Annotated in this window: 10 protein-coding genes; 9 read left to right on the forward strand and 1 reads right to left on the reverse strand. The window is 61.3% G+C overall.

Features of this window, described 5'->3' with window-relative positions:
• Together WBB85_RS16770 and WBB85_RS16775 are read left to right on the forward strand one after the other, a co-directional pair.
• The coding region (locus tag WBB85_RS16770; RefSeq protein ID WP_432639741.1) for a M10 family metallopeptidase C-terminal domain-containing protein at positions 1–3025 on the forward strand (3025 nt) is incomplete at its 5' end.
• Between the two features lie 71 nt (positions 3026–3096).
• Positions 3097–3498 (forward strand): hypothetical protein, encoded by a 402-nt coding sequence (locus WBB85_RS16775; RefSeq protein WP_432639742.1) that lies wholly within the window; start codon positions 3097–3099, stop codon positions 3496–3498.
• 94 nt (positions 3499–3592) lie between these two features.
• Here WBB85_RS16775 and WBB85_RS16780 read toward each other — a convergent pair whose 3' ends face one another.
• Positions 3593–5074, reverse strand: a complete 1482-nt coding sequence (locus WBB85_RS16780) for a PLP-dependent aminotransferase family protein (protein WP_432639743.1) — start codon at positions 5072–5074, stop codon at positions 3593–3595.
• A 215-nt stretch (positions 5075–5289) separates the two neighbouring features.
• On the opposite strand from WBB85_RS16780, the gene WBB85_RS16785 reads away from it, so the two are divergent.
• From WBB85_RS16785 to WBB85_RS16815, 7 genes are all read left to right on the forward strand, one after another.
• Positions 5290–6252, forward strand: a complete 963-nt coding sequence (locus WBB85_RS16785) for a TRAP transporter substrate-binding protein (protein WP_432639750.1) — start codon at positions 5290–5292, stop codon at positions 6250–6252.
• A gap of 60 nt (positions 6253–6312) precedes the next feature.
• Positions 6313–6852 (forward strand): TRAP transporter small permease, encoded by a 540-nt coding sequence (locus WBB85_RS16790; RefSeq protein WP_432639744.1) that lies wholly within the window; start codon positions 6313–6315, stop codon positions 6850–6852.
• Between the two features lie 14 nt (positions 6853–6866).
• On the forward strand, positions 6867–8207 hold the full coding sequence (locus WBB85_RS16795; protein ID WP_432639745.1) for a TRAP transporter large permease: 1341 nt from the start codon (positions 6867–6869) through the stop codon (positions 8205–8207).
• 17 nt (positions 8208–8224) lie between these two features.
• On the forward strand, positions 8225–8731 hold the full coding sequence (locus WBB85_RS16800; protein WP_432639746.1) for a universal stress protein: 507 nt from the start codon (positions 8225–8227) through the stop codon (positions 8729–8731).
• 25 nt (positions 8732–8756) lie between these two features.
• Complete coding sequence (locus WBB85_RS16805) at positions 8757–9143, forward strand: nuclear transport factor 2 family protein (RefSeq protein ID WP_432639747.1); 387 nt, start codon at positions 8757–8759, stop codon at positions 9141–9143.
• Positions 9144–9177: 34 nt separating this feature from the next.
• Positions 9178–10578 (forward strand): NAD(P)/FAD-dependent oxidoreductase, encoded by a 1401-nt coding sequence (locus WBB85_RS16810; protein WP_432639748.1) that lies wholly within the window; start codon positions 9178–9180, stop codon positions 10576–10578.
• 35 nt (positions 10579–10613) lie between these two features.
• A partial coding sequence (locus WBB85_RS16815) for a thiamine pyrophosphate-binding protein (RefSeq protein WP_432639749.1) occupies positions 10614–10819 on the forward strand: 206 nt, incomplete at its 3' end.

Below are 10819 nucleotides of genomic sequence, written 5' to 3' on the forward strand. Positions count from 1 at the left end.
GGGTGAGCCGAGTGACGGCAGCGCCTTTTCCTCGGACCGCTATGTCAGCATTGGCCAGCGCTTCCATGACACCGAACCGAACAAGACCGATATCGGCGGCTATGTCTTCGATTCCTTCATCCACGAATTCGGCCACGAATTCGGTCTGAACCATCCCGGGCTCTACAATTACAGCGGCCCCGGCGGTGTGCAGATCAACTATCTGAACAACGCGACCTGGATCTATGACCGCCAGCAATACAGCGTCATGTCCTACTTCGACGGCATCGATACGGGTGCCACCACCCGCTGGACACCATCGACGCCGCTGATGGCGGATATCGAAGCGGTTATCCGCCGCTTCTTCTCGACCGTCGACACGAATGGGGTGCGGACCTATCAGGATATCCAGCTGAATACCGGCGACAATGTCTATGGGTTCAACAGCGCGCAATACGGCTATCAACTGGCCGCGACGGGTATGCTGCACAATCTTGGCTTTGTGATTCACGATACTGGCGGCAATGACACGATCGACTTTTCCGGTTCCACCGCTGGCACGATCCTTGACCTGCGCGCAGGTCAGTTTTCCAGCGTGAACGGGCATGAGAACAACGTCTCGATCTTTGCCGGGCACAATGCCGACCAGACCGAATATTATGTCGAGAACGGGATCGGCAGCGCCTACAACGATGTCATCATCGGCAATGACGGGAACAACGTGATTGACGGCCGGGCCGGGGCGGACAGCATGGCGGGCGGCGCGGGCGATGACGTCTATTTCGTCGACTCCATTGACGATGTGGTGCGCGAGGATGCGGGCGGCGGCAATGACACGATCTATGTGGTCGCCGACGGACTGGATATCGGCACTGTCGCCAATGTCGAAAACGTCATCTATGTCGGCGGCACACCGGTTCCGCCCGCAGGCGGCGGTGGCACGGCACCGGGCGGTTCGGTCAGCCCGCCCGCCAACATCGTCCTTGGTGACGGCACGAGCGAGACCATCGACGGCGGCGCAGGCGGTCAGACGATCTTCGGCCTCGACGGTGACGACCTGATCATCGGCGGCCGCGACTCGCTTGCCAGCCGCGACATCAACAACACGATCAATGTCGCGGATCTCGACGACCAGACCGAAAGTGACGACGGCAATGATGCGCTCTATGGCGGGCGCGGCAATGACACGATCATGGGCGGCGCGGGCGACGATACGCTTGATGGCGGCGCGGGCGACGACGTGCTGATGGGTCAGGACGGTGTCGACGTCTTCCGGGGCGGCGAGGGTGTCGACACGGTCGATTACAGCCACGAAAGCCCGTTCCAGCTGATCGTCAACCTTGAGGCAAACTTTGCCAGCGGCGGCACGGCATCGGGCGATACATTCTACAGTATCGAGAACCTGATCGGCTCTGACGACCGCATCGACCGGTTCATCGGCACGGCGGCGGCCAACCATTTCTGGGGCCAGGGCGGCGGTGACTATTTCAACGGCGGTGCGGGCGATGATATTCTGGATGGCGGCCGGGACGGCGATATCCTTTATGGCGAAGAGGGCAACGATACGCTGATCGGCGGCAGCGGTCAGGACTATCTGGATGGCGGCGAGGGCATCGATACGGTCGACTATTCCGGCAGTTCCACGGGCGTAACGGTCGATCTTGCCAATGGCACGGCCAATGGCGGCGATGCCGACGGGCCGGTGCAGATCGTCGGGCGCGGCACGGCGATCCGGCACGACATCATCGTCGATGTCGAGAATGTGGTCGGCTCACTCCATGACGACCACCTCATAGGCAATGACGTGGCCAACAATCTGGCGGGTGGTTCGGGTGACGATACGCTGACCGGCGGGGCAGGCAATGATACGCTGAATGGCGGTCGCGGCAGCGACACGGCGGATTATTCGGACGCGACCAGCGGCGTGCGGCTTAACCTCAACGGCAAAGGATCTGGCGGCGACACCTATATCTCGATCGAGAACCTCGCCGGTTCGGGCCATGACGATGTGTTGCGCGGCGACCGCGGCGCCAATGTGCTGACCGGTCAGGGCGGCGACGATACACTGCGCGGTGGCGCGGGCGATGACACCCTGCTTGGCGACTTTGCCTATCAGGGCGATATCCCGCCAAGCCTTGGCATGGGCAGCGGCTATGCCACGCTCGACGGGAGTGCCACGAACAATTCGATTGCGACCGCATTTGACATCTCGGACAACTTCACTCTCGCCGATGATCCGGACATCTTCGATGCCACCACCACCCCGCACACCACCGTCAACGCGACCGGGAACGGTCTGGGCGGGTATTACAGCATCGATCTGGTCGCGGGGGCGGTCATCACCATCGACATCGACGGCATCGCCGATCCGAACGTGCATGACAGCTGGGTCAGGCTTCTGGATAGCAATGGCAATATCGTCGCCGAAAACGACGATGGCGGCGGCGATCCGGGATCGGCATCGGGCCGGGATTCCAGCACCGTCTTCGTGGTGCAGCAGACTGGGACCTATTACATCCTAGAAGGCAGCTGGTCACCGACGGCACCAGGCAATGGCTGGGCGGAAGAAGTGCCAGCGGGATCGACCTATGAGCTGAACGTCTCGGTCGAAATGCCACCCGCCCCGGCACAGCCGGGTGTCGCGGGCGATGACAGGCTGATCGGCGGCGCTGGCAGCGACCTTCTGGATGGGGGCCTTGGGAACGACACGTTGATTGGCGGGCTCGGCGAAGATTCCTTCCGCTTTTCGACGGCGCTTGGCGACGACAATGTCGACCGGATCGCGGATTTCCATGTCGGCGATGATCTGATCCTTCTGGACCTTCTGATCTTCGATCAACTGGGCGCGACCGGGGTACTCGACCTTCATGCGTTCCACATGAGCGCATCGGGCGTCAGCCACGATGCCGATGACCGGATCATCTACAATTCCAGCAACGGGATGCTATCCTACGACGCGGACGGGTCAGGGGATGGCGCTGCCATCGCTTTTGCGCAGCTGGGGGGGAATCTGGCATTGTCCGCGGATGACTTTGTGATCGTGTAACGCGGCGGATCCGGGGCGTATCACATCACGTGGTTCGCCCCGGGTCGAATGATGGCGAACAGGAGGCTGCAATGAAGCGACCAACCCATCGCGGGCACAAATTGATCGCACTTGGCGCGGCAGCGGCGGTGGTCATCGCGGGATCGGTTGCCGCCCGCTCGGCCGATATGCAGGGCAGGGTCCGGTTTGAAGGCGGCGCGGCAATTCCCGCAGGGCATATCGCGATCTATGTTGAGATGGTTTCCTCCACCGATGCAGGACTGCACCAGACCGAGCAGGCACGATTGGAGAGCAACGGAAAATCGCAGGCGATGGATTTCTCGTTTCCGCTGCCTGCTGGTTCCGATGCCTCGGCGCCCCGGCGGATCATTGCGCGGCTGGAGCGTGAGGATGGTTGGCTGCTGGCCCGGGGCAGTGCGGTGTTCGACCCCGACGCGGTGGTCAATATCACACTCAACGCCGCGCTGTACTGAGTTTGCGGCGGTCCGGTTCGGCCAAAGACCGGGCCGTTACCGAACGCCGCGATTGATCCTGACCCCGCCGTCGGACGGCGCGGGCATGGACCCGTCAGATGCAAAGTCGCCGCGCATGCGTTGCGATCAGTGAGATGCCGGTTTTGATCCGGTCGACCGGGATCGAGGAAAAACCCAGACGAAAATACTCGGTCGGGTGGCGGTCTCCGTCAAAGAACGGGGCGCCGGGTTCGATCAGCACCCCGTCCTCCAGCAGGCTTTGCGCCAGTCGCGTCGAATCCAGCCCGTCCGGCCCCCTGACCCACAGGCTTGATCCGCCGAACGACGCGGCCCCCGCAACATGGAATCCGGTATCTTCAAGCGCGGTCTGCATCGCTTCGCGCCGCCGCGCGAACTGGCGGCGCATATTGCGGATCTGAATGTCGAAATGGCCCTGCGCCATGAAATAGGCCGCCGTTCGCTGCTGATGCCCGGCCGGATGACGCAGCATCAGCGACCGCAATTCACGCGCCTCGGCGATGATCCGGGGCGGGGCGACCAGATAGCCCAGCCGCAATCCGGGAAACAGCGATTTTGAAAAGCTGCCGACATAGATCACCCGGTCATTGCGGTCGAAGGATTTCAGGGCCGGGCTGGGCGGTTCGAGATAGCTCATCTCAAATTCGTAGTCATCTTCCACCACGATGAAATCCTGCGCCTCGGCATCGGCCAGCAATTGCAGTCGCCGCGCCTTGGGCATTGTTGTCGAGGTCGGCGCATGGTGGCTGGGCGTCACGAAAACCGCATCGGTCCCGGGCGGTATCCGGTCGGGCGGCAGGCCGTCAGCGTCGATATCGACGGGTGTGACATCGGCCCCGTGCCAGCGCAGGGCCGCGACGGTGTCGGGGTAGCCGGGGTTTTCGCAGACGGCATTGATCTGCCGCCGGGTCAGAAGTGCGATGATCAGCCATAGCGCGTTCTGCGCCCCGACGGTCACAAGGATCTGGTCGGGATCGGCCGTGATGCCGCGCCGGGGCAGGGTGCGGGCGCGGATATAGTTGACAAGCAGGGGATCATCGGCTGCCACCAGGTCGCCTGCCATGGCATCGAAGTCCCGCGTGCCAAGCGCCTGACGGGCGCAGTTGCGCCAGGCGGTGTGGTTGAACAGCGTTGTATCCATCTGCCCGTAGACAAAGGAATAGGGCAGGCTGCGCCAGTCCAACGGTTTCTGAATACGCCGTCGCGTTGCCAGCGAGTCGGGCAGAAAACGGTCCCAGAACCGGCTGTTGTCGCGGGGGGCTTCACCGTCATCGGCGGCAATTCTGTGGGCTGTGTCGGAATCGGCGACCCTGTAACCCGCGCGGCTTTGCCCTTCGACATAGCCCTGAGCGATGAGTTCCTGAAAGGCCAGGGTCACCGTCATGCGCGCAACGCCAAGGTGATCGGCCAGCCGCCGCGATGAGGGCAGAATCGTTCCCGGCGGGGCCTGAAGGGACAGGATCGCCGCGATCACGGTTTCGCGGATCTGACTTTGCAGAGACCGCTTCGACTGCCGGTCGAGAAAGAAAATATCCGGAGGGATGCGCGCCTGTTTCATCACTCCAGTGTCGGTCGTGGTCTGGTCTAAGTCAAATGTGAAACTGGCCCTAACGTCGGGTCAGCCCTCTCGATAGGTAGCGCCAGCCTTGCAGGGGCGCGGAGGATCTCTGACCCGGCGGGCTGTTCGCGCTATGCGCGAAGTTCAATCTGGAGGATTTCATGACATTTCTATCCCATCTGAAGCCCGCAGCCGCCGTGGCCGCCGCTGCCCTGATGATCGGCGCGGGCGCCGCTGAGGCGAAGAATTTCAAGATCGCCGTTGGCGACAGCGCGGGCAGTGCCCAGGAAGCGACCGGCAAGGCCTTTGTCGCGGCGCTGGAAGAAAAATCGGGTGGTGAGCACACCGCGACGCTTTTCCTCAACGGCCAGCTTGGTTCGGAAGAAGTGACCGTCAACGATGCCGCGATGGGCACGCTCGACATGTCGCTGCTGGCGATCAACAACATCACGCCCTATTCGCCGACCGTTGGCGTCTTTTCGCTGCCATATGTCATTCTCAGCCTTGAGGATGCCGAGGCGCTGACCCAGGGCCCGATCGGGGCTGAACTGACCGAAAACACGATCCGCGACGCTGGCGTGCGCATCGTCGCCTGGACCTACACCGGGTTCCGTGTGCTGACCAACTCGAAAAAGCCGGTGACCTCGGTTGCCGATCTTCAGGGCCTCGTCGTGCGTGTCCCGAAGAACGAGATCATGATCGACACCTACAAGGCCTGGGGCATCAACCCGACGCCGATGGCCTGGTCGGAAACCTTCACCGCACTTCAGCAGCAGGTCGTCGACGGGCAGGACAACCCGTATCTGACCGTGAGCGCGATGAAGTTCTACGAAGTCCAGAAATACATCACCAATATCCGCTACATCTTCTCGATCGAACCGCTGATCATCTCGGAATCGCTGTTCCAGGATCTGTCGGCCGAAGACCAGCAGATGATCCTCGACGCCGGCATGGAAGCGACCAAAGCCAGCGCCCAGTTCCTGCGCGAATCGGAAGCCGCAATCAGGGACGACCTGATCGCCAAGGGTATGGAAATCTCTGACCCGGAAAACGGCGAGGAAGAGTTCATCAAGCTGGCGACCGAAGCCGTCTGGCCGAAGTTCTACGACTCGATCGGCGGCGTGGAAAAGCTCAACGCCGTTCTCGAAACGCTCGGCCGCGAGCCGGTTCAGCAGTGATCCAGTGACCAAACGGCGCGCGCCCCGGCGGCGCGCGCCACCCCTGGGGAGGAGGGCGCAATGAAGAAGTTCTGGCATGTCGTCAACAATATCGAGAGCTATATCTGCCGGGTTCTTCTGGTGGCGTTTGTCGTGCTTCTGTTTACGCAGATCCTGTCGCGACAATTCTTCGATTATTCGTTCTCATGGATCGAGGAACTTTCGGTCTACATGTTCATCTGGTTCGTCTTCTTCGGCGCGAGCTATGCCGCGAAGATGAGCGCGCATAACCGCGTGACTTTCCAGTTCAAGATCTTCCCCGCCTCCTGGACCAAGTACATCGAAGGTTTCGCCGATCTCTTCTGGCTGTTCTTCAATGTCTACTTCATCTACCTGACGATCGACTTCATCTTCTTCAAGATGAATAAATTCCAGTCTTCTCAAACGCTTGGCATCCATCTGAGCTGGGTCTACATCGCCCTGCCCATCGCCTTTACCCTGATGACGATCCGGGTTTTGCAGGTGAACTGGCGCCGTCTCGTCAAGGGTGAGGAGGTCGCCGATCCCGACAAGATCGACCTCGACGAACTCAAGTCACAACAGCACGCCAACATGCAGTAAGGGGGGCATCCACCATGGAAAACGAAATCGTCACCATCCTGTTCGGCTCTTTCCTGCTGCTGCTGCTGATCGGTGCGCCGATCACCGTCGCGCTGGGCGTCGCCTCGCTGATCTCGTTCCTTTATCTGGACGAGAACCCGATCAAGTTCGTGCAGATCGCCTTCACTTCGGTGGGCTCTTTCCCGCTGATGGCACTGCCCGCCTTCATTCTTGCGGGCGCGCTGATGGAGGCGGCAGGTATTTCCAAACGGCTGATCAATATCGCAGAAAGCCTCGCCGGTCCGTTCACCGGCGGCATGGGGGCCGCGACGGTCGTTGGCTGCCTTTTCTTCGGCGCTATTTCCGGTTCGGGCCCGGCCACGACCGCGGCCGTGGGCATGCTGATGATCCCCGCGATGATCACCCGCGGATATGAGCGTGGCTATGCCTCGGCTGTCACGGCCTCGGCCGGTGGGCTTGGCATCGTCATTCCGCCCTCGATCCCGCTTGTCATCTTCGGCATCTCGGCGCTTGGCCTGGTGCCGCCGCCGGACGCGGTTGAGAAGTTCGGCACCTTCCAGTCGGTCTCGATTCCGGTTCTGTTTATCGCGGGCTTCATTCCGGCATTCGTCATCGCCGGCAGCCTTCTGATCATGAACTACATTCTCAGCCGCAAGCATGGTTATACCGGCATGACCGAAGGCTGGTCGCCCCGCAACATCCTGTGTGAGCTTTATCGCGGCTTCTGGTCGCTGATGGCGCCGGTCGTGATCCTTGGCGGGATCTACACGGGCTGGTTCACCCCGACCGAGGCGGCCATCGTCGCGATCTTCTACACGCTCTTCGTCGGCACATTCATCTACCGCGAACTGACCTTCGACTCGATCAACCGGTCGCTGGAAACCACGACCTGGCTGACCGGCCGCGTTCTGTTGATCCTCTTTACCGCCACGGTCTTTGGTCGGCTGCTGGTCGAAAACCAGATCCCGGCGATGATCGCCAACGGGATGCTGTCACTGACCGACAACCTCTACCTGATCTGGGCGTTGATCATCTTCTTTCTGTTGTTCGTCGGCATGTTCATGGAAACGCTGGCGGCGATCCTGATCCTTGCCCCGGTGATGCTGCCGGTCGCCTATTCGATGGGCATCGACCCGATCCATTTTGGCGTCGTGATGATCTGCACCCTGGGGATCGGCTTTCAGACCCCGCCACTGGGTGAAAACCTGTTCATCGCCTCGGGCATCTCCAACATCTCGATCGAGACGATCTCGCTCCGGGCGCTGCCCTTCGCGGTAATCAACACGATCGCGATCTTCATCATCGCGTTTGTCCCCGAACTCTCGCTCTGGTTGCCGCGCGTGATGGGGTATTGATGGAAAGGAACCGATCCATGAAACCAACCATCAAGAACATCCTCTTCGCAACCGATCTGTCGCAGAACTCGACCTATGCGCTGCGCCATGCGGCGGGTCTGGCCGAGGTGACGGGGGCAGAGATCCATGTCCTCCATGTCAACGAGCCTTTGTCGGAAGACGCCAAGGTGACGCTTGAGATGTTCGTCCTGAATGCCGAGACCCGGGAAAAGGCGATGCAAAGGCGTCATGACATGGTCAAGCAACTTCTGGCAGAACGCCAGCAGCGCTTCTGGGACATGCTGGATGCCGAAGGCACCCATATCCGCAAGCAGGTGACCTCTATCGAAGTGGTGGACGGCTATCCGGCCGAGGCGATCCTGCGCCGCGCGAAAGACCTGAACTGCGACCTGATCGTGCTGGGTGCGCATGACCACGGCTTTACCCACACCTTCCTTGGCACGGTCGCCACACGCGTCCTGCGCCGCGCCGATATCCCGACGCTTGTCGTTCCCTACCGGGAAGACGGGCAGATCAAAAAGTAACCCTGAATAACCGGAGAATAATCCAATGACCAAGACGCTCACCGCCCAGGACCTCGCCGACACGTTCGACGCCTTCAACCGTCACGATGTCGATGCCGTCATGACCCATTTCGCCGATGATTGCGTGTTCTACACGGTCGGCGGCGATCGCGCCTATGGCAACAAGGTTGAGGGCGCCGAGGCCATCGCCAAGGCCTTTTCGGCGGTCTGGGCGGGCATGAAGGACGCCCATTGGGCGCATCATGGCCACTTCGTATGCGGCGACCGCGCCGTGTCGGAATGGACCTTTTCGGGCACTGATGCCAACGGCATGCGGATCGAGGCCGAGGGCGCTGATCTTTTCACGCTTCGCGACGGCAAGATCGTCGTGAAACAGGCCCTGCGCAAGTCGCGCCCCGCTTTCAAAGCCTGACCCGCCCCGCCGCCCTTCACACAGGAACACTGCCATGGCTCAAGATCTGCGGCCGCGTCACTGGCCCAAAGCCACCTACGATCCGAAATACGATCCGATCATCGATGCGGGTCCCGGCCACAACCGCGACCATGCGCCGACCTACTGGATCGGCACCGCAGGCACGCCGCCCGAAGATGACGGCCCGGTGTCGCGCGATATGGATGTCGATGTCGTCGTCATCGGTTCGGGCTATACTGGTCTGTCGACCGCGATCCATCTGGCGAAGGAACATGGCATCAAGGCAACCGTGCTTGAGGCCAATACCGTCGCCTGGGGCTGTTCGACCCGCAATGGCGGGCAGGCGCAGATCTCATCCGGTCGACTGAAGCGGTCGCAGTGGATCGAGCGCTGGGGCATCGACACCGCCAAGCGGATGCATGCCGAGGTCTGCGAGGCGTTCGAGCTTTTCAACGATCTGATCGGCTCGGACGATATCGATTGCGATCCGCAGCCCGGCGGGCATTACTACATCGCCCACCGTGCCAAGGTGATGCCGAAGCTGGAAAAGGAAAGCCAGCTGCTGAATGAAACCTTCGGCTATGGCTCGCGCATCCTCAGCCGTGAGGAACTGCATGAAGAGCATGTCAGGGATCAGGAAGCACATGGCGCGATGTGGGAACCGGACGGAACCTGTATCCATGCGGGGAAACTTGCCTTCAGCTATGTCCGGCTGGCGCGCAAGCTGGGCGCCAGGATTCATACGGCCAGCCCGGTCATGGGCTGGACGGTGAAGAACGGCGTGCACCACCTGACGACGCCGGGCGGTACAGTGCGCGCCCGCGCGGTCGCGCTGGCGACGGCGGGCTATACGCCGCCGGGCCTTCACAAGCGCACCAAGCACCGGCTGATGCCCATTCTGTCGAACTCCATCGTCACCCGTCCGCTGACGGACGATGAGCTTGCCGAATGCGGGATCAGAACGCATTCGCCGCTGACCGATACGCGGACCCTGCGCCACTATTACCGCCTGCTGCCGGATGGGCGGATGCAGATCGGCAGCCGTAGCGCCGTCACTGGACGGGATGCGGAGAACCCCAAACATCTGGCGCTTCTGCGCAAGGGGCTGCACCGCAAGTTTCCGGCCCTGACGGATGTTGATCTGGACTATTCCTGGTGGGGATGGGTCGATGTCAGCCATGACATGATGCCACGCGTCTTCCAGCCCGACCGCGACCGCACGGTCTATTACGCGATGGGCTATGGCGGCAACGGCGTGATGTATTCGGCCCAGGCCGGCAAACGCCTGGCCGAGCTGGTCTCGGGCAAAGGTATTCCGGTCGATCTGCCGATCTTCCAGTCGGCCCTTCCAGGCCACGGCATCTTGACCCCGTTCCGCCGCCTCGGTCAGCGCTTCATGTACCACTGGTACTATTTGAATGACGAAATCCTCTGACACCTGAAGAACCGAATTCTGAACTGGAGACGCACATGAAAATGACCACCGAAGAGGCCTTCGTTAAGGTCTTGCAGATGCACGGCATCGACAACGCTTTCGGCATCATCGGGTCCGCGATGATGCCGATTTCCGACCTGTTCCCGGCTGCCGGGATCAAGTTCTGGGACTGCGCACATGAAACCTCGGGCGGGATGATCGCTGACGGCTACACCCGGTCCACCGGCAAGATGTCGATGAT

This window comes from Albidovulum sp., from assembly GCF_049646345.1.
Lineage (GTDB): Bacteria > Pseudomonadota > Alphaproteobacteria > Rhodobacterales > Rhodobacteraceae > Albidovulum.